This window comes from Devosia rhizoryzae, assembly GCF_016698665.1.
In the GTDB taxonomy this organism is placed as follows: domain Bacteria; phylum Pseudomonadota; class Alphaproteobacteria; order Rhizobiales; family Devosiaceae; genus Devosia; species Devosia rhizoryzae.
On the sequence record NZ_CP068046.1, the window covers coordinates 3,161,364 to 3,178,986 of the forward strand.

The following is a 17,623-nucleotide window of genomic DNA, read 5'->3' on the forward strand; positions in this document are numbered from 1 at the left end:
GCCGGACATGAACGATAAACCAACACGTCTCGGCCGCGGCCTTGCTGCACTCATTGGCGACATGGCAGCTATGGAAGGGGCTCGGGTTACCGAATCCTCAAGTGGCAAGCGCCTGCCGGTCGATTTCATCATCGCCAACCGCTCTAATCCCCGTCGCACCTTCGATCCGGATCAGCTCGAAGAACTAACCAATTCGATCCGCGAAAAGGGCGTGATGTCGCCGCTTCTCGTACGACCAACCGACGATCCGCATGTCTTCGAGCTCATCGCAGGCGAACGTCGCTGGCGTGCGGCGCAGAAGGCTGGCCTCCATGATGTTCCGGTGATCATCCGTGAGGTCGACGACAAGGAAGCTCTTGAGCTCGCGATTATCGAGAACGTTCAACGCGCCGACCTTAACCCGCTTGAAGAAGCCATGGGCTATGGTCAGCTGATGGAGCAGTTCGAGTATACGCAGCAGGATTTGGCGCAAGTGATCGGCAAGAGCCGCTCGCATGTGGCAAACACTTTGCGGCTTTTGAAACTGCCCGAAGATGTTCGTGGCATGGTCGCAGGTGGCACGCTTACCGCTGGTCATGCGCGCACATTGATCACGGCAGACGATCCCGCGGCGCTTGCTCGTCAGATCGTCGATCGTGGTCTTTCTGTCCGTGAAGCCGAGGCCCTCAGCCAGCAGCGTGAAGTTGCTCCCAAACGCAAGCCGGAAAGTGAACCTGCACCGCGCAGTGCCGATACGCTGGCGCTCGAGCGCAAGCTTGCAGATGCGCTGGGCCTGACCGTCGCCCTCAACCACACTGAGCGGGGCGGGCGGGTCGAAATTCGCTACAAGACGCTCGAGCAGCTGGACACGATCTGCGAACGTCTGACCGGCCGGCCCAATTAGCTAGAATGTTGCGGCCATCATGCAGAGGGACAGGGTCGTTCTGCGCAGGATAGCGTCGGCGAAGGCCGGTCGGCGCCGCGTGTCGGACACAGCTTGCAATAAGCGCTCGGATGCTGTTCCAAGTGCCGTTTCGTTCCAGAGACGCAACTGCTGTTCCATCGCGCCGATCCGCGAAAAATGCGGCTTGGGCTTTACCGCTTCGAGCACCGAGCGCGGCGTCTTACCCCCGTCCACGTCCGTGCGCCAGCGGCGCAGGTTGGCGAAATGCGTGGTGAGCATGGATAGCAATTGCTGCGGGTTGACGTTGGCGGCCAGTGCCCGGTTCAGCGCCAGTTCCAGCTTTTCGGTGTGCCCGCCACCTGTCGCATCCAAAATGGCGTCGATCGCCAGTGCTCCGTTGTCAGCGCATAGGAGCAGCACGTCTTCGCGCGTCAGGCTCTTGGATGCCGCAGCATAGAGCGTCAGCTTCTCCAACTCGCGCCGCGTCACCTCGCGATCATTGCCCAGGATCTCGCGTAGGGTCGGCACGACATCCTGGTCGGTGCGAATACCAGCGTGATTGAACGTTTCGCGCATCAGCGCCATCAGCGTTTCGTCGGTGTCGGGATAGCAGGGCAGGGCGCGGCCGAGCTTTGCCGCCTCCACCAGCGCGCGCAGAGCGTCGCGGGGCGGCAAGTTGTCGGCTTCGAGCACGATCGCCGTGCCACCCGGATCGTCGCGCAACTCGGTCAGCGGCATAACCAGCGCTTTGGTGGCGTTGCGCACGCGGATGATGCGCTTGCCGCCAAACAGCGACACCGAACGCGCCTCAAGCAGGAGCTGCGAGGGATCGGCATTGAGCTCCGGCCCATCAAAGATCGTGACATTGGCGGAGCCCGGATCGTCGCCGCTCAAATGGCGGATGAGCCGTTGCGCCGTTTCTCGTACCAGCCCGCCGTCCGGCCCATAAGCGAGGAAAATGCCCTCGCTGAGGTCGGGGCGCACCAGAAAGCGCGCCACTTCATGGGCCTTCAGCGCCGTCATACGACGATGTTGACGATCCGGTCGGGCACGACCACGATCTTCTTGGGCGTCCGGCCTTCCAGCGCCTTCTGCACGGCGTCAAGAGCCATGACGCGGCCTTCGACCTCGGCCGGGACCATGCCCTTAGCGACGGCGATCTCGGCGCGGCGTTTGCCGTTGATCTGGATGGGCATGGTGACCTCATCGTCGACCAGGAGCGCCGGATCGACTTCGGGCCATGGCGCGTCCGCGACCAGGCCGGTTTCACCCAGCACCTGCCAGCAGGTTTCCGCCAGATGCGGCATCATCGGACTGATGAGCTGGATCAGGGTGCGGACACCTTCGCGCATTGCACTGCTGATGTCGGCTGCGCCGGCATCTCGAGCCTTGGCCAGGGCATTGGTGAGTTCGTAGATCTGCGCCACGGCACGATTAAAGCGCAGGCCTTCGATGTCGCGCGCGACGCCATCCGCGGCGCGGTGCGTCGCCCGGCGGACCGCCAAGGCATCCGCGGAGTCACCGCTGCCCTCACCCAAGGCCACCACATCATGCACGAGACGCCAGACGCGCTGCTGGAATCGGCTGGCGCCTTCGACGCCGGCCTCGGTCCATTGCACGTCACGCTCCGGCGGAGAGTCCGAGAGCATGAACCAGCGCGCTGTATCGGCGCCGTAGCTGCCGACGATCTCATCGGGATCGACGACGTTCTTCTTGGACTTGCTCATCTTTTCGACCGAGCCGATTTGGATCGGTGCGCCGGTCGAGATATGACGGGCAGTGCGTGCGTCGCCGGTACTTTCCAGCACGACGTCGGTGGGCGGCACCCAGGCGCCGTCTTCGCCCTTATAGGTTTCGTGCGTCACCATGCCTTGCGTGAAGAGGCCCTTGAAGGGCTCATCCATGCCGACGTGGCCTGTGGCCTTCATGGCGCGGGTGAAGAAGCGCGAATAGAGCAGGTGAAGGATCGCGTGCTCGACGCCACCGATATATTGGTCGACCGGCAGCCAGCGATTGGCGACACCCGGAATGGTCGGCGTTTCCGCCTGCGGTGCGGTGAAGCGGGCGAAATACCAGGAACTATCGACAAAGGTGTCCATGGTGTCGGTTTCACGCCGCGCCGGTGCGCCGCATTGCGGGCAATTGACATGCTTCCAGGTCGGGTGATGGTCGAGTGCGTTGCCGGGCTTGTCGAAGCTTACATCCTCCGGCAGCACGACCGGCAGGTCTTTTTTGGGCACGGGGATGGTGCCGCAGACTTCGCAATGGATCACGGGGATCGGGCAGCCCCAATAGCGCTGGCGGGAAATGCCCCAGTCGCGCAGGCGATAGTTGACCTCAACCTTGCCCTGCGACCGGTTATCGACAGCCCGGACAGCGAAATAATCGGCGATCTGGCGCTTGGCCTCGTCGATGCTGAGCCCGTCGAGGAAACCGGAATTGAAGATCGTGCCGGCGTCCGTATAGGCCTCGGTTCCAACCACGAAGCTTGCCGGATCCTCCCCGGCGGGCAGCACGACCGGCTTTACCGAGAGGCCATATTTGCGCGCAAGGTCGAGATCGCGCTGGTCATGCGCCGGGCAGCCAAAGATAGCGCCGGTGCCATAATCCATGAGGATGAAGTTGGCGACATAGACGGGCAGCGTCTCGCCTTCAATGACCGGGTGCTTCACGCGAAGACCAGTGTTAAAGCCCTGCTTTTCCGCCTTTTCCAGCGTTTCGGTCGCGGTGCCATGGCTGTGGCACTCGGCAACAAAAGCCGCCAGAGCCGAGTTGGCTTCCGCCAGCTCGGTGGTCAATGGGTGGTCGGGCGAGAGACCGACGAAGCTGGCGCCGAAAATAGTGTCCGGGCGGGTGGTAAAAACCTCGATGCTGGCGGTCTCAGTATTTTCGCTCGGCACCAGTTCGAACAGCAGGCGCAGGCCCTCGGATCGGCCAATCCAGTTGCGCTGCATGGTGCGCACCTTCTCTGGCCACTCGGTCAGGCCATCCAGCGCCTCCAACAAATCCTCGGCAAAATTGGAAATCTTGAAGAACCACTGCGTCAGTTCGCGCTGCTCGACCGGCGCGCCGGAGCGCCAGCCCTTGCCGTCGATCACCTGCTCATTGGCCAGCACGGTCATGTCGACCGGGTCCCAATTGACCTTGGACGACTTGCGGGTGACGAGACCGGCTTCGAGCATGTCGATGAACATGGCCTGCTGATGCCGATAATAGTCCGGCGAGCAGGTGGCGATTTCGCGCGTCCAGTCGATGGAAAGACCCATCGACTTGAGCTGCTTTTTCATCGCCTCGATGTTGGAATAGGTCCAGGTGCCCGGATGGGTCTTGCGCTCGATGGCGGCATTCTCGGCTGGCAGGCCGAAAGCGTCCCAGCCCATGGGGTGCAGCACGTTCTTGCCCTTAGCGCGATGGTAGCGCGCCACGACGTCGCCCATGGCATAGTTGCGCACATGGCCCATATGGATGCGGCCGGACGGGTAGGGGAACATTTCGAGGACGTAATAGGGCTCGCGCGGATCGTCATTGGCGGTGACGAAGCTCTGGCGTTCATCCCAGATCTTCTGCCATTTCGGTTCGCTTTCGCGCGGATTGTAGCGTTCGCCGCTCACTGCACATGTCCTTGGAATTCGTGGCAGGCGCGCACGGCAGAAGGCGGCGCAGCTTGCGTTGGGGGGTGTATTTGTTTACCGGACCATCACCAGAAATCCTGTCTTAGGTCAACAGCAACGGGGCTTTCCATGTCCGCTGGCGCTACCGATGCCGCATCAAGACTTGCCGAGATCCGGCAGCGCATTAGGGCGGCGCATCGCCGGTTTGGTCCGCCGCCCGAAACGGTTAACCTCGTGGCCGTGTCCAAGACCTTCTCGGCAGATGAGATCGCTCCATTCCTCGAATCCGGTCAGCGGGTTTTTGGCGAAAATCGGGTTCAGGAAGCCAAGGACAAGTGGCCGGGCTTGCGCGAGCGCTTTCCGGACACGCGCCTTCATCTGATCGGGCCGCTGCAGACCAACAAGGCGCGCGAAGCAGTAGCCTTGTTCGATGTCATCCAGACCGTCGATCGCGAGAAGCTGGCGGCCACGCTGGCGCAGGAGATGACCCGCGCCGGCCGGCAGCTGCAATGCTACGTGCAGGTCAATATCGGCGCCGAGCCGCAAAAGGCCGGTATTGCCGTAGAAGATGCCGTCGCGTTCACCCAGCGCTGCCGCGACGTGCATGGTCTTAACATCGTCGGCCTCATGTGCATCCCACCGGACGGTCAGCCGGCGGGCCCTTATTTTGCTCTTCTCAACAGTCTCGCCAAAGAGGCCGGCGCTGCGAATCTCTCGATGGGAATGAGCGGCGATTTCGAGACGGCGATCGCCATGGGCGCCACGCATGTGCGCGTCGGATCAGCACTTTTTGGCCAGCGACCGACACTGACCTAAGGCCGCGTCCTGCAACTTTTCTTCTCCGGGTTACGTTGCTGGCAATTGAATGACTTCGACGTGACAGGCTGGCCAGAATAGCGCGGCCCCACCATGTGGCCCTTGGTCTGCCGAATGGCAAAAGACCGGAGAAAACAATGAACAAGCGACGCATTCTAGTCGTGGACGACGACACGGAGTTGCGCCAAACGCTGGTCGAGCAGCTTGAAGGCGAACCCGACTTCGACATCCTCCAGGCAGGCAATGCCAATGACGCGCTCAAGGCCGTGCGCGAAAACAATATCGAGCTGACCATACTCGATGTCGGCCTTCCCGACATGGATGGCCGCGATGCCGTTAAACTCATGCGCCAGGAAGGCTATATGAGCCCGGTGCTGATGCTGACCGGCCACGACAGCGACGACGACCAGATCAAAGGTCTGGAGTCGGGTGCCAACGACTACTTGACCAAGCCCTTCCGCTATCCGGTGCTTCTGGCCCGCATCAATTCGGCCCTCCGTCAGCGCGACCAGAGCGAGGATGCGGTTTTCACCATCGGCCAATACAACTTCCAGCCGGCTGCCAAGGTGCTGGAGACCAATGACGGCATCAAGGTTCGATTGACCGACAAGGAAACCTCGATCCTCAAGTATCTCTATCGCCAGGGTCCCAAGACCATCACGCGGGATGTGCTGCTCAAGGAAGTCTGGGGCTACAACAATCGGGTGACCACCCATACGCTCGAAACCCACATCTACCGCCTGCGGCAGAAGATCGAGCGCGATCCCTCCAATGCGCGCCTGCTGGTGACCGAAGACGGTGGCTATCGCTTGGTGCCGTGACCGGGAAAAGGGTTCATTCCCGGCGCGAACTGACTTATAGCTTTTGCGAAAGGCCGCTTGCCCTGCAGGCGGCCTAGCCGCATGGGTCTTGCGACATGAGAATGGACGACGCGGCCGGGGTGCTGGCCCGGGCCGACTTCTTCGATATCTGCGATGACGAAGAACGGCGCATGCTGGGCTTTGCCGGAGATCGCCAGCGCTTTGCTGCAGGCGAAGTCATCTACAAGGCCGGCGACACGCCGATGGGCGCCTATGTGCTTGTTCATGGCACTGTCGAAGCGCGTCACGAGGGTGACGAAGCAAGTGCGCCCTATACGCTGAGCGAACCGGGCAGCGTCATCTCGCCGACGGCCATGATCATCAGCAAGCCGCGGCCGGTAACCTTTTCGGCGCTGACCGATTGCGAACTGCTGTTCGTGCCGCGCTCGGCATTTTTGAAATTGGCGCGCCAGGATCCGGACTTGGCGCAACGCGCTGCCGATCGCATTCAGCAGGATCTGGGCCGCTATATGCACGCGCTTGAGCCGCTGCGGCAGCGCATGAAGGGAGTTTAAGGATACCCCTCACCCGTCTCGGCCTTCGGCCGATCCACCCTCTCCCGCAAGGGGAGAGGGGTGAACCGGCGGTTGTCTAAACGCAATGCCGCCTTCTCCCCTCGCGGGAGAAGGTGCCCGAAGGGCGGATGAGGGGGCCTTTACGGCAGCGCGAAGCGCGCGATCACCGGCACGTGGTCGCTGGGCTGTGGGCTATAGCCCCGATAATCCTTAATGATCTCGGCGCCGATCGATTTTTCCGCCACGTCTGCGGTCGACCAGATGTGGTCGAGCCGGCGGCCCTTGTTGGCGTTTTTCCAGTCGGCACTGCGATAGCTCCACCAGGAATAGAGCTTTTCGTCATAGGGCACGTGCTTGCGCACAAGATCGACCCAGCCATGGCCGCCGGTCAGCAAAGCGTCTAGTCTTTCGGTTTCAGCCGGCGTGTGGCTGACGATCTTGAGCAGTTGCTTGTGGCTCCAGACATCGTTTTCGTGCGGCGCTATGTTGAAATCGCCAGCGATCAGATGACCGCGCTGGAACAGGGGTTCGCCAAACCAGGTCTTGAGCTCATCGAGAAATCCCAGCTTGTGCTTGAACTTGGGATTGATCTCCGGGTCCGGCTCATCACCGCCTGCCGGGATGTAGAAATTGTGCAGCTTGAAGGGCCCATGGCCCAGATCGACCAGCGCCGAGACGTGGCGCGATTCCGGAATGTCGAAGAAGACGCGGCTGGAGATATCAGTCAGCGGGTATTTCGAGACGATAGCGACGCCATGATAGCCCTTCTGCCCGTGCACCGCCTGGTGCGGATAACCGGCTTCGGTGAAGGCATTGCGCGGAAACTGATCGTTGGTGCACTTGATCTCCTGCAGCATCAGCACGTCGGGCTGATACTTGCCGATAAAATCGAGCACCATGGGCAGGCGCAGGCGGACCGAATTGATGTTCCAGGTGACGACGGAAAGGGTCATGGCGGTCCTGCGAATTGGGAGTGCGCCCTTATCGCCAAGCAGGGCGGCAGGGTAAAGCCGAAATGTTCCACGTGAATCCAAGCCAACAAAAAGCCCGGCACGATGGCCGGGCTTTTCAAGAGCATGATCGCGAAAATTATTCGCTCTTGGCTTCGGTTTCGGCAGCGCTTGCAGCAGCGGCGTCTTCGGCGGCCTTGGCTGCGGCTGCAGCTTCTGCATCCTTGGCGGCCTGTTCGGCGGCAAAGGCCTCGGCAGCTGCGATCTTTTCAGCTTCGCGGGCTTCCTTGGCAGCCTGGGCGGCTGTGCGCTCGCCAGCTTCGATCTTCTTGGTGCGCGAATTGGTCGATTCGAAAATACGTGCCGACTTACCGCGACGATCGCGCAGGTAGTAGAGCTTGGCGCGACGAACCTTACCGCGCTTGATCACTTCCACCGAAGAGATGTTCGGGGAGTGCAGCGGGAAAACGCGTTCGACGCCTTCGCCGTAGGAAATCTTGCGCACGGTGAAGCTGGCAGTGATGCCGCCGCCGTTAAGGGCGATCACGACGCCTTCATAGGCCTGGAGGCGTTCTTTTTCGCCTTCGCGGATCTTGACCCACACCTTGACGGTGTCGCCGTGGGTGAAATCGGGGAGTTCACGCTTTGCGGAAAGCGTAGCAACCTGCTCGGCATTGAGCTGTTCGATGATGCTCGACATGATGATCCGTTCGATCTTTTCATAGGAGCGACTTTTTGGGCCCGAAAGAGCCTGTCGCCCGGTCTTGGTTGGTAACGGAGGGTAGTGTTCTTGGTTTTTGTCACGGCCGGTCCGAAACCCCAGGCACGCGAATGGGCGGCTCATAGGGGATTTTGGCCGCGGAGTCTAGTGCGCTCGGTCCAAAGACCTCATCCTGAGCCTGTCGAAGGACGGGGTCGCGAGAGTGGAGGTTTCAGCGCGCACGACCTCGTGGTTCGACAGGCTCACCATGAGGTCTGGCAAGCAGATCCGGCCGCCGCCGTTGCGTCAGCTCCAGTGCCTGCTCGTGCCGCCATTTGGCGATCTTCTTGTGATCGCCTGAGGTCAGCACCGGCGGAATGTCGTGCCCCTCGAACAGCTGCGGCCGCGTGTAATGGGGATACTCGAGGAGACCGTTCTCGAAGCTTTCCTCATCGCGGCTATCGAGTGCGCCGAGCACGCCGGGGATGAGGCGCACGACGGCCTCCAGCAGCACCATCGCGGCCACTTCCCCGCCCGCGAGCACATAGTCGCCGATCGAAATTTCCTCGAGCCCGCGGGTTTCGATGACCCGTTGGTCCACACCCTCGAAACGCCCGCAGACGATCACGGCGCCGGGGCCCACAGCCAGTTCATGCGCCCGCGCCTGGGTCAGCGGCACCCCGCGGGGCGACATCAGGATGCGCGGGCGGGGATCGTGCTGCGGTGCCACCGTGTCGATGGCACGGGCAAGAATGTCGGGTTTCAGCACCATCCCGGCGCCGCCACCCGAAGGCGTGTCGTCGACGGTGCGATGCCGGTCGGTGGCAAAGTCGCGCAGCTGCGTGGCCCTGAGGCTCCACAATCCCTCGCTCATGCCGCGGCCGAGCACCGAAGCGCCCAGAGGCCCGGGGAAAAGCTCGGGAAAGAGCGTGATGATATCGGCCGAAAAACTCAATCCGGCTCTTCCTCGCCCGGGTCCACATCGAGCGGCGGGGAGATCACCAAAAAGCCTTCGGCGATGCGGATCGTCGGCACCACGGCCTTGGTGAAGGGAAAGAGGAAAGTGTCGCCCTTGAGCTCGTCCTGGATTTCGATGAGGTCGCCGGCGCCGTGATTGTGGAGCGCAATGACGCGGCCGATGCTGACGCCGGTATCGAGCCGCGCATCGAGGCCGATCAGGTCGGCGTGGTAGAAATCGTCTTCGTCGTCATGCTCGGGCAATTTGGCGCGCTCCACAAAAAGGGACACACCATTAAGCTTTTCCGCCGCATCGCGATCCCTGATGCCTGCCAGCCGGGCGATCAGGACGTTCTTTTGCAGCCGCGCCACTTCGATGGTGATGGCAAGGCCCGGGCGGTCGGTCGAGAGCGGTCCATAGGATGCGATAGCCTCCGGATCCTGGGTGTGGGAGGTGATGCGCACCTCGCCCTTGATGCCATGTGCAGCGCCGATCGTGCCCAACAGGATCAGACTGGAAGTATCAGCCATCGTGCCATCTCGAAAAAATCTCCCGCGTCCCTTAGCAGGGCCTTGGGCAGTCGCCTAGCGAGAGCGGCGCAGTTCGATGACGTCGAAAGTGGATTCGTGGATCGGGTAGGGCAGTTCGAGCCGGTAGACCTCTTGACCAGCCAGTTTGACCAGACAACCGACCTGGTCGAATTCGGGATCATCGCCGTAGGCGCGCGCCGGATCGTTGTTGTAGTGGATGGCGCCCTGATAAAAGAGCCCACCATCGCTCGGGGTCAGCGTGCCGGTAAAACGCTGCGAGCCGGAGACCTTTTCGATACGGCTGCCGTCCCCGGAGACGTCGCAATCGAAATAGCCGTAGACTGTCAGCGGCAACAGCCCGCCGAGCTTGAGTGTCCGGCATTGGTAAGTGCCGTCAGGAATGGCGCCGAATTCTTCTGTGTCGGGGCTGAACACAGCGGCCACCGCCGCGCGCTCTTTCTCGATCGTCCCCAGCATGGCTTCGGCCAGGCCGCGCACCCGTGACGTTTCATAGTTTTCCATGCGCTCGGCATCGGCGGTGCTGAGATCGACGCCGTCCGGCACGGTGCAAGCGGCTGGCGCAAGGACCGGCAGGGACAGGAAGGCTGCAGCAGCCAGCGTCGGGAGGCGAGAGGCATAGAAGGGCATGAGCTTCTCCTTGGATCGAAGCGGAACCTTGCACCGCAACAAGGCTTTTCCAAGCAAAGCCAAGGAGTGTTTTCATGTCCAAGATTTTGACCGACCATGCCGAGATCCGCCAGTGGACCGAGGCGCGCGGTGGCCACCCGATGCTGATGGATACGCCAGATGGCACGGGCACGCGCACTCTCCTGCAGCTCAGCTTCGGCCAGCATGCGCTCAACGGCACGGGTGACGAAGGCCCCGATCGCTTGACCGGCTGGGAGCTTGCCAGCTGGGACGACTGGTTCGCGGCGCTGGAAGAGGCCGATCTTGCCATCCAGGTGTCGGATGATCCGGCCGGTGGCAATGAAGCGGAGTTTCAGTTCGTATCGCGCAGCGGCGAGGGCGAAACCACCGATGCCGCCAAGAAACCTGCGTCTATCGTGACCGAAGGTCCGGACCCGTCCAATCGCGGTTTCTAGGCTTGTAGCGGAGCGGGCGAACTAGTCCCGCTCTTCCGCCTCAGCTGCCGCTTCGATGGCTTCCATGTCGTCATCGGAAAAGCCGAAATGATGGCCAAGTTCGTGGATCAGCACGTGGGTGATGACTTCACCGAGCGTGTTGTCGTCGTTTTCGGCCCAGTAGTCGAGGATGGCGCGGCGGTAGAGGAAGACCGTGTTCGGCAATTGCCCGGTCTGCGGCACGGCGCCATCTTCGGTGAGCCCAATGCCGACAAAAAGGCCCATCAGCTCGAAGGGGCTCTCCATGCCAAAGCCTTCGAGCACATCGTCTTCGGCATAGTCAGCGACCGAGCAGGTAACATCCGCCGACAGCGACTTGAACGGCTCGGGCAGTTCGGCCAAGGCCTTGCTGGCCATGGCCTCAAAGTCGTCAATGGTCGGCGCAAAAAGCCCCGACCAGTCCGTTCGGCTTAGTGCCACTCGCGGATATCGACGAAGTGGCCGGCGATGGCGGCAGCTGTCGCCATGGCGGGCGAAACGAGATGGGTGCGGCCCTTGAAACCCTGGCGGCCTTCGAAATTGCGGTTGGAGGTCGATGCGCAACGCTCTTCGGGCTTGAGCTTGTCCGGGTTCATGGCAAGGCACATCGAGCAGCCCGGTTCGCGCCACTCGAAACCGGCTTCCTTGAACAACACGTCCAGCCCTTCGGCTTCCGCCTGCTCCTTGACCAGACCCGACCCGGGCACGACCATGGCGGACACATGCGGCGCCACCTTGCGGCCACCGATCACGGCGGCGGCAGCGCGCAGGTCTTCGATGCGGCCATTGGTGCAGGAGCCGACAAAGACGCGGTCGAGCTTGATGTCGGTGATCGGCGTGCCGGGCTTGAGACCCATATAGTCGAGCGCGCGCCACTTCGACGCCCGCTTGGTTTCGTCGGCGATATCGTCCGGGTTTGGCACGGCGCCGGTGATCGAGATCACGTCCTCTGGCGAGGAGCCCCAGGAAACGATCGGCGGCAGCTTGGCGGCGTCGAGGATCACGACCTTGTCGTAATGCGCACCCTCGTCGGTATAGAGCGTCTTCCAATAGTCGAGCGCCATGTCCCAGGCCTGGCCGGTCGGGGCGCGGGGGCGATCCTTTACATAGGCGAAGGTGGTTTCGTCGGGCGCGATGAGGCCGGCGCGGGCGCCTCCTTCGATGGTCATGTTGCAGACCGTCATACGGCCTTCCATCGACAGCGACCGGATGGCTTCGCCGGCAAATTCAATGACATGGCCATTGCCGCCTGCCGTGCCGATCTCGCCGATGATCGCAAGGATGATGTCCTTGGCGGTGACGCCGGGCGGCAGCTGGCCATCGACACGCACCAGCATGTTCTTGGCCTTCTGCTGGATCAGCGTCTGCGTCGCCAGCACATGCTCGACTTCCGAGGTGCCGATGCCGTGCGCCAAAGCGCCGAAAGCGCCGTGGGTGGACGTATGGCTATCGCCGCAAACGATGGTCATGCCGGGAAGGGTGAAACCCTGCTCCGGGCCGACAATGTGGACGATGCCCTGACGGCGATCGAAGGCATCGTAATATTCGATGCCGAATTCGGCAGTATTCTCGGCCAGGGCCGCGATCTGGGTCGCGCTTTCCGGATCCGGATTGGGCAGCGAGCGATCGGTGGTGGGTACGTTGTGGTCGACCACGGCCAAGGTGCGCTCTGGGTGGCGGACCTTGCGGCCATTCATGCGCAGGCCTTCGAACGCCTGCGGGCTCGTCACTTCGTGCACCAGGTGCCGGTCGATATAAAGAAGGCTCGTGCCGTCGGGATTGTTCTGGACCAGATGGTCGTCCCAGATCTTGTCGTAAAGCGTGCGGGCCTTGGTCATTGTCGCGTGTTCCGGGGCAGGAATGGAGTTTGGTCTGGTTCTAATAGGAGCCAAGGCTGAAGGTCAAGCAGAACCGTACTCGTGGGTACGGTTCAGGTTGCCGGTGCATCCTTGGCGCTTTGGATGGCGAAGATACCGAGAAGGCTCGTGTCCAAACCGATGCGCAGGCGGCAATAAACGGCGATGGCCATCTGCGCGAGAATACGCGAGCCCATATTGACCGCAGCCGCTCCGACGACGCCCCATATCGGGATTACGATGATCTGAACCAGGAACCCGACGCCCATGATGCCGCCGAACAGGGCGACATAAGCGCGTTCATGCCCGGTCATCATCATGACGATCTTGGACGGGCCGGTAATGGCGTCGAACAGCAGCCCGAAGGCCAGCAGCAGCAGGACCAGGACGCCTTGCGAATAGGATGGCCCGAATAGCGACAGGATGAAATCGCCGGATACCAGGAACAGCGAAAAGATCACCAGCGAGAACAGGAACCCGGCCCAGGCGCAAAGCGCGGTGATCGCCTGCGCCTTGCGCATGTCGCCAGCATGGAAATGTTCGGCGACCATGGGGGCGATGACCAGCTCGATGGCGAAGGTGAAAAGCGTCATCAGCCCGGCGGTGCGGAAGGCGTTGAAGTAGAGGCCGGATGATTCCAGATCGAGCATCAGGCCGACCAGGATCACATCGGCATTGAGCGTAAAGGTTTCGATCAGCGCGCCTAGCAGGAGCCAGGTGCTGAGCGAGCCCCATTTCTGCCAGTGCGCAGGCACGGGCCGGCGGCGGGGCATGATGGCGTAGCGGCGGCGCTGCGCCACGTACATTTGCAGTGCCAGCGTTCCCATCAACAACGCGGCCGAAAGCGTCAGTGCGTCTGGGCCGCTGAGCACGATGCCAAGCGAAAAAAGACCGATCACCGAGGCGGGCAGCGCCAGGCGCCAGCCGATGTCGCGCGGCAGCAGCGCGGTCCAGAGGGAATTCTGCGCCCGAAGAACCGAGCCATTATACTCTGCCAAAGCCAGTGGCAGGATCAGGAAGGCGGCGCCGAAAAAATGGTTGGCGGTGTCGCCTTCGGCCAAAAACGGCATGTAGATGACTGCAAACAGGCTCAGCAGCGCCGCCAAAACGAGGCTCGCGCCGATGGTGATGGCGGAGCCAGCCGCGACGACCGCACCAGCACTGTCTTCGTCACCGCCAGTGCGTAATTGCGGCCAGAGCCGCAGCACCGCGGTGGATTGCCCGACGCCGGCGAGGATCGCCAATACCGTCGCCAGCGACAGGCCGAAGGCAAAATGGCCGTATTCGCTTTCGGTCATGGTGCGCGACAGCACCACATAGGTCAGATAGGTCAGGCCCGCAGTGGCGACCTTGATGCCGAGCGACCCCACCGAGCGCAGAAAGCCGGTGGAGAGCAGGGCGCTCAGATCGGACGGAACGGCAAGACGCATAAAGGCTCCAGGCGCCAGCAAACAGTTTTGGCGCCCCACCATCGCATGTGCGCGTCAAAAAGGTCTTACCTCGGCCTCCGGCTTCCTACGTGTTTCAGTGCCGGAAATGACGCATCCCGGTCATCACCATGGCAATGCCGGCCGCATCGGCCGCGGCGATCACTTCGTCATCCCGCATCGAGCCGCCCGGCTGGATCACGGCCGTTGCGCCAGCGGCAACCAGCGCCTCGAGGCCATCGGCAAAGGGGAAGAAGGCGTCGGAGGCGACGACCGATCCTTGCGTCAGCGCGCCTTCGAGACCGGCAGCCTGCGCCGCATCGATGGACTTGCGATGGGCGACGCGGGCGGAGTCGACGCGCGACATCTGCCCGGCGCCGATGCCGGCGGTGGCACCATCCTTTACATAGATGATGGCGTTGGATTTGACATGCTTGGCGACCTTGGCGGCGAGCTTGAGGTCGATCAGTTCCTGATCCGTCGGCTCGCGCTTGGTTACGACCTTGAGGTCGCAATCGTCGACATTGCGATTGTCGCGACCCTGGACCAGAAGACCGCCGGCAACGGACTTGACCATCAGCCCCTCGGCTTTGGCGTCGGCGACGCCGCCGGTCAAAAGCAGACGCAGGTTCTTCTTGGCCGCGATGATGTCCTGGGCTTCCTGCGTCGCCGATGGGGCGACGATCACTTCGGTGAAGACCTTGACGATCTCGGTTGCCGTTTCGGCATCAATCTCTCGATTGGTGGCGACGATGCCGCCGAAGGCCGAGACCGGATCTGTGCGCAGGGCATTAAGATAGGCAGTCTTGAGATCGGCAGCGACAGCAACACCGCAGGGATTGGCATGCTTGATGATGGCGACGGCCGCGGTTTCGGTCGGATCGAACTCGCTCACCAGTTCGAACGCTGCATCAGTATCGTTGATATTGTTATAACTCAGCGTCTTGCCCTGCACCTGGGTCGCGGTTGCGACACCCGGGCGATTTTCGCCGGTCTTGTAGAAGGCGGCCCACTGATGCGGGTTTTCGCCATAGCGCATGACTTCGCTCAAGGTACCGGCAAAGCTGCGATAGGTCACGTCCTGAAAGTCGATCTCGCGCGCAAACCAGGCCGAAATAGCGCTGTCATAGGCGGCGGTGCGGGCGTAGGCCTTGGCCGCCAGCCGCTGCCGCAGTTCAAAGGGAATACCGCCATTGCGAATGGCGTCGAGAATTGCCGGATAATCCGCCGGATCGACGACCACCGTCACATAGGCGTGGTTCTTGGCCGCCGAGCGCACCATGGCCGGGCCGCCGATATCGATGTTTTCGATGATCTCGTCATAGCTAGCGCCGGAGGCGACGGTCTTTTCGAACGGGTAGAGGTTGACGGCGACAAGATCGATCGGGCCGATGTCATGGGTGTCCATTGCCGCCTGGTGCTCGGCATTGTCGCGCACCGAAAGGAGGCCGCCATGCACTTTGGGGTGGAGCGTCTTGACGCGGCCATCCATCATTTCGGGAAAACCGGTGAGATCCGAGATTTCGCGAACCGGGAGCCCTGTTTCCGAGATCAGGCGATGGGTGCCGCCGGTGGACACCAGTTCAATGCCGGCTTCGGACAGCCCGCGGGCGAAGTCGGCCATGCCAGATTTATCGAAAACCGAAAGCAGTGCCCGCCCGACCTGAACCGTCTTGCCCATAACTACGTCTCGCGCTTGGAAGTGTTAGCGCTCCGCTAACACAAGGGCCTCCAAACGCCAATCGCTTACTGGTCCTTGGTAAAAATCCACGCGATTTCGCCGCCTTCAACAACGTCGGCTTCGAGCACCAGTTGCCGCGTACGGTGAAAGCCGAGATAGGCGGACTGGCGGACGCTGTCCTCGTCGTGAAAGCGCGCGCCTTCCCAGAGAAAGCTCCAGATCGAGCCGTTTGGCAGCACCAGCCGGGCGATATTTTCGCCCAGGGTCGGCCGCACCTTGATCCCCGGCGCCAGGTGAAACCGAACCGCCAGAACCCCTTGCGGCTTGCCGGTGACAACGATCCGGTCCTGGCCCACAAGGGTCGTACCTTCCGCCAGAAGCGTCAGCCGCCGTTCGATCTCAACGCCAAAGCGTTTCGCATAGCCGAAAGTGGCCATGGACAGCGTGTGCTCGGCGCTTTCGAGCGTCATTGCCCCGGACTTGCCCGCGGGCGGCACCGCGTCTTCGGCATCGATTGTGGCCGAGGAGTGGGCAAGCGCCTGCCGGAACAAGGGCTTGCTTTCCGGCATGTCGGCGGGCGCGGGGCCGCAGGAGCCGACGATCAGCGCCGAGCTATGGCTGAACTCAAAACCTAGTGCCCCGGCATGCGCGTCGCCATCGAACCCCTTCGGCTGCCGGAGACCACTATCGGCAATGACGACGCTCTCGCCAAAACGCACGACGCCATAGCCGCCGATCAGCTTGGAGCGACGCTTATCGGCCGGACCATTGGCCTGGACGGCGACCAGGATATCGTGCGGCAACTGCCCGCAGCCGTTGAAATAAACCGGCTCGCCGCTTGAAAGCGTCAGGGCATCGAGCGCTTCATGCATGCGATCGATGCGGTGGCCGAGCTCGGCCATGACCGGGCTGCCGCGCCGGCCCATGGCGCGGCGCAGGCTCGCCAGCTCCGTCAGCAGCTGCAGCTGCAGTTTCGGATTGCGCGTCAAATGGAGGCCATCGGCATCGAGCTGGCTCGCCAGAACCGCATCGAGCCGCCCTACTGCCGGCTCCACATCGGGCACGTCGGCAGCATTGCAGAGCTCGGCGCCGACAAGGCCGATGGCGGCAAACAGGGTCTCCACCGGATCGGAGGAGAAATTGGCGCGCACACGCAGACTTTGCACCTGCGTGCCGAGGCTGCGCTGGATGGTCTTGGCCTGCTCGAGCGTGGCGCCGTCGAGCACCAGCGTCAGGTGGCGCAGCCAGTTGAGCACCCGCTGGGCGGTAAGGCTCAGGGTCCAGCTATCATGCTCGAACTGACCCTCGCGGCTGATCCAATCGAGCACCAGCGTGCGGGCGAAATACTTCTCGCCGGGATCGCGCACGTCGCGAAAATGCCGGAGCCAGGAAAAGCTATGAAGATTGTTCCACCAATCGGCGTGGTCGACCTCAAGCGAAAATGGCGAAGCGCCCTGCGTCTCGAAAAGTTTCGACGCCAGGAGATAGCGCCCCGACATCATGTCGCGCACGGCGTCCTGGTCGGAGGGGCGGAAGTCGGGCAGGTCGCCGGCAAAGGCATGATCGATCTGGCCGCGCCAGGTCCAGCGCAGGAGCGGCATGGTGACGAGGCCGTCGGCCATGCCAAGGGCCAGCCGGCGGCCGCGGCCGATCAGCCGCCCGCCTACCATGGCTGCGCCGCCCGTAACGGGGCGCGGCCGGATGGTCTCATGCCG

17 protein-coding genes are annotated in these 17,623 nt (G+C 62.3%); 5 read left to right on the plus strand and 12 right to left on the minus strand.

The genetic code is table 11. The annotated features are described in order from the left end of the window. Nucleotides 1-7 precede the first annotated feature (7 nt). Nucleotides 8-883 (plus strand): ParB/RepB/Spo0J family partition protein, encoded by an 876-nt coding sequence (locus JI748_RS15490; RefSeq protein WP_201632690.1) that lies wholly within the window; start codon nucleotides 8-10, stop codon nucleotides 881-883. Here the strand turns inward: JI748_RS15490 and holA are convergent, their stop codons facing one another. Then, nucleotides 884-1,906: a DNA polymerase III subunit delta gene (holA, locus tag JI748_RS15495; RefSeq protein ID WP_201632693.1), complete on the minus strand. Its 1,023-nt coding sequence runs from the start codon at nucleotides 1,904-1,906 to the stop codon at nucleotides 884-886. It lies immediately after the preceding gene. Further along, on the minus strand, nucleotides 1,903-4,494 hold the full coding sequence (gene leuS / locus JI748_RS15500; RefSeq protein WP_201632695.1) for a leucine--tRNA ligase: 2,592 nt from the start codon (nucleotides 4,492-4,494) through the stop codon (nucleotides 1,903-1,905). The genes holA and leuS overlap by 4 nt, the downstream gene beginning before the upstream one ends. 129 nt (nucleotides 4,495-4,623) lie before the next feature. On the opposite strand from leuS, the gene JI748_RS15505 reads away from it, so the two are divergent. The 3 genes from JI748_RS15505 (at nucleotide 4,624) to JI748_RS15515 (ending at nucleotide 6,685) form a co-directional block, all read left to right on the plus strand. Continuing rightward, complete coding sequence (locus JI748_RS15505; protein WP_201632698.1) at nucleotides 4,624-5,310, plus strand: YggS family pyridoxal phosphate-dependent enzyme; 687 nt, start codon at nucleotides 4,624-4,626, stop codon at nucleotides 5,308-5,310. A gap of 137 nt (nucleotides 5,311-5,447) precedes the next feature. Then, nucleotides 5,448-6,131: a response regulator transcription factor gene (locus tag JI748_RS15510; RefSeq protein ID WP_201632701.1), complete on the plus strand. Its 684-nt coding sequence runs from the start codon at nucleotides 5,448-5,450 to the stop codon at nucleotides 6,129-6,131. 101 nt (nucleotides 6,132-6,232) lie between these two features. Then, nucleotides 6,233-6,685: a Crp/Fnr family transcriptional regulator gene (locus JI748_RS15515; RefSeq protein WP_201632704.1), complete on the plus strand. Its 453-nt coding sequence runs from the start codon at nucleotides 6,233-6,235 to the stop codon at nucleotides 6,683-6,685. A gap of 140 nt (nucleotides 6,686-6,825) precedes the next feature. Here JI748_RS15515 and JI748_RS15520 read toward each other — a convergent pair whose 3' ends face one another. The 5 genes from JI748_RS15520 to JI748_RS15540 all read right to left on the minus strand — a co-directional run bounded on the left by JI748_RS15520 (nucleotide 6,826) and on the right by JI748_RS15540 (nucleotide 10,471). Beyond that, nucleotides 6,826-7,638: an exodeoxyribonuclease III gene (locus JI748_RS15520; protein WP_201632706.1), complete on the minus strand. Its 813-nt coding sequence runs from the start codon at nucleotides 7,636-7,638 to the stop codon at nucleotides 6,826-6,828. Between the two features lie 136 nt (nucleotides 7,639-7,774). After that, nucleotides 7,775-8,335, minus strand: coding sequence for a 50S ribosomal protein L19 (rplS, locus tag JI748_RS15525; RefSeq protein WP_201632709.1), 561 nt, complete (start codon nucleotides 8,333-8,335; stop codon nucleotides 7,775-7,777). 232 nt (nucleotides 8,336-8,567) lie between these two features. Continuing rightward, nucleotides 8,568-9,290, minus strand: a complete 723-nt coding sequence (trmD, locus tag JI748_RS15530) for a tRNA (guanosine(37)-N1)-methyltransferase TrmD (protein ID WP_201632711.1) — start codon at nucleotides 9,288-9,290, stop codon at nucleotides 8,568-8,570. Next, a complete protein-coding gene (rimM, locus tag JI748_RS15535; protein WP_201632714.1) occupies nucleotides 9,287-9,823 on the minus strand; it encodes a ribosome maturation factor RimM in 537 nt (178 codons plus the stop codon). Before rimM ends, trmD begins: the two co-directional genes overlap by 4 nt. 54 nt (nucleotides 9,824-9,877) lie before the next feature. After that, nucleotides 9,878-10,471, minus strand: a complete 594-nt coding sequence (locus tag JI748_RS15540) for a DUF4893 domain-containing protein (protein WP_201632718.1) — start codon at nucleotides 10,469-10,471, stop codon at nucleotides 9,878-9,880. 74 nt (nucleotides 10,472-10,545) lie between these two features. Here JI748_RS15540 and JI748_RS15545 point away from each other — a divergent pair, with 74 nt between their 5' ends. Then, nucleotides 10,546-10,926 carry a hypothetical protein gene (locus JI748_RS15545; RefSeq protein WP_201632721.1) on the plus strand — a complete coding sequence of 127 codons (381 nt, stop codon included), beginning with the start codon at nucleotides 10,546-10,548 and terminating at the stop codon, nucleotides 10,924-10,926. Between the two features lie 21 nt (nucleotides 10,927-10,947). Here the strand turns inward: JI748_RS15545 and JI748_RS15550 are convergent, their stop codons facing one another. From JI748_RS15550 to JI748_RS15570, 5 genes are all read right to left on the minus strand, one after another. Then, nucleotides 10,948-11,385 carry a metallopeptidase family protein gene (locus JI748_RS15550; RefSeq protein WP_233280553.1) on the minus strand — a complete coding sequence of 146 codons (438 nt, stop codon included), beginning with the start codon at nucleotides 11,383-11,385 and terminating at the stop codon, nucleotides 10,948-10,950. Beyond that, on the minus strand, nucleotides 11,376-12,782 hold the full coding sequence (gene leuC / locus JI748_RS15555) for a 3-isopropylmalate dehydratase large subunit (RefSeq protein ID WP_164532946.1): 1,407 nt from the start codon (nucleotides 12,780-12,782) through the stop codon (nucleotides 11,376-11,378). The genes JI748_RS15550 and leuC overlap by 10 nt, the downstream gene beginning before the upstream one ends. Before the next feature lie 92 nt (nucleotides 12,783-12,874). Further along, a complete protein-coding gene (locus tag JI748_RS15560; RefSeq protein ID WP_201632724.1) occupies nucleotides 12,875-14,230 on the minus strand; it encodes a lipopolysaccharide biosynthesis protein in 1,356 nt (451 codons plus the stop codon). A gap of 94 nt (nucleotides 14,231-14,324) precedes the next feature. After that, on the minus strand, nucleotides 14,325-15,908 hold the full coding sequence (gene purH / locus JI748_RS15565; protein ID WP_201632727.1) for a bifunctional phosphoribosylaminoimidazolecarboxamide formyltransferase/IMP cyclohydrolase: 1,584 nt from the start codon (nucleotides 15,906-15,908) through the stop codon (nucleotides 14,325-14,327). 65 nt (nucleotides 15,909-15,973) lie between these two features. After that, complete coding sequence (locus JI748_RS15570) at nucleotides 15,974-17,578, minus strand: heparinase II/III family protein (RefSeq protein WP_201632730.1); 1,605 nt, start codon at nucleotides 17,576-17,578, stop codon at nucleotides 15,974-15,976. Nucleotides 17,579-17,623 lie beyond the last annotated feature (45 nt).

Excerpts from the sequence above, each read along its gene's own strand:
- rimM (WP_201632714.1), bottom strand. The coding sequence starts at position 9,823 with ATGGCTGATACTTCCAGTCTGATCCTGTTGGGCACGATCGGCGCTGCA.
- rplS (WP_201632709.1), bottom strand. The coding sequence starts at position 8,335 with ATGTCGAGCATCATCGAACAGCTCAATGCCGAGCAGGTTGCTACGCTT.
- JI748_RS15515 (WP_201632704.1), top strand. The coding sequence starts at position 6,233 with ATGGACGACGCGGCCGGGGTGCTGGCCCGGGCCGACTTCTTCGATATC.
- JI748_RS15520 (WP_201632706.1), bottom strand. The coding sequence starts at position 7,638 with ATGACCCTTTCCGTCGTCACCTGGAACATCAATTCGGTCCGCCTGCGC.
- holA (WP_201632693.1), bottom strand. The coding sequence starts at position 1,906 with ATGACGGCGCTGAAGGCCCATGAAGTGGCGCGCTTTCTGGTGCGCCCC.
- JI748_RS15540 (WP_201632718.1), bottom strand. The coding sequence starts at position 10,471 with ATGCCCTTCTATGCCTCTCGCCTCCCGACGCTGGCTGCTGCAGCCTTC.
- JI748_RS15560 (WP_201632724.1), bottom strand. The coding sequence starts at position 14,230 with ATGCGTCTTGCCGTTCCGTCCGATCTGAGCGCCCTGCTCTCCACCGGC.
- purH (WP_201632727.1), bottom strand. The coding sequence starts at position 15,908 with ATGGGCAAGACGGTTCAGGTCGGGCGGGCACTGCTTTCGGTTTTCGAT.
- leuC (WP_164532946.1), bottom strand. The coding sequence starts at position 12,782 with ATGACCAAGGCCCGCACGCTTTACGACAAGATCTGGGACGACCATCTG.
- JI748_RS15505 (WP_201632698.1), top strand. The coding sequence starts at position 4,624 with ATGTCCGCTGGCGCTACCGATGCCGCATCAAGACTTGCCGAGATCCGG.
- JI748_RS15545 (WP_201632721.1), top strand. The coding sequence starts at position 10,546 with ATGTCCAAGATTTTGACCGACCATGCCGAGATCCGCCAGTGGACCGAG.
- JI748_RS15510 (WP_201632701.1), top strand. The coding sequence starts at position 5,448 with ATGAACAAGCGACGCATTCTAGTCGTGGACGACGACACGGAGTTGCGC.
- JI748_RS15490 (WP_201632690.1), top strand. The coding sequence starts at position 8 with ATGAACGATAAACCAACACGTCTCGGCCGCGGCCTTGCTGCACTCATT.
- JI748_RS15570 (WP_201632730.1), bottom strand. The coding sequence starts at position 17,578 with ATGGTAGGCGGGCGGCTGATCGGCCGCGGCCGCCGGCTGGCCCTTGGC.